The organism is Vibrio sp. S234-5, assembly GCF_000960595.1.
GTDB lineage: Bacteria > Pseudomonadota > Gammaproteobacteria > Enterobacterales > Vibrionaceae > Vibrio.
In genome coordinates this window covers 1-413 of sequence record NZ_JZAM01000353.1, presented here as the reverse complement: position 1 = coordinate 413, position 413 = coordinate 1, and the positions used below count along the sequence as shown (strand labels likewise).

At 50.8% G+C, this 413-nt stretch carries 1 protein-coding gene; it reads right to left on the bottom strand.

Features of this window, described 5'->3' with window-relative positions; genetic code table 11:
- Window positions 1-14: 14 nt before the first annotated feature.
- Entirely contained in the window at window positions 15-290 is a 276-nt protein-coding gene (locus UF06_RS18990; protein ID WP_045571828.1) for an aldehyde dehydrogenase family protein, read from the bottom strand.
- Between the last annotated feature and the right edge of the window lie 123 nt (window positions 291-413).

Below are 413 nucleotides of genomic sequence, written 5' to 3'. Positions count from 1 at the left end.
CTCAGAGGCTTCACTTACGCACGCGTCATTAGGGGGGCCGGTGCCAACTGTTGTCGGCGAAGTAACCCAAACCAACGCATCAACAGCAGGGCACGTTCTTTCACACTCCTAGCAGCCCATGCTTTTAGGGCCTCGCAGCATGCTGCAATCTGCCTATCCACGCTTTTCAATGAACTCTGCTCAAGTGAGATCAACGTTTCTTGCGTTGCCGGATTGATAACATGCAGGCCATCAGAGACGGAAAGTTCTGTCAGTAGCGCATCGAGTATCGGAACATTTAGTTGCAGCATATTGTCTCTCCTAGCTATTCCATGCGCAGGGTCATGCGAGTAGCACGCACTGTAAAGCAAACAAAGGTTGCACAGTGGATGACCTGCAAATCAAATATTGAGTCGGCGACGGCAACGAAATCC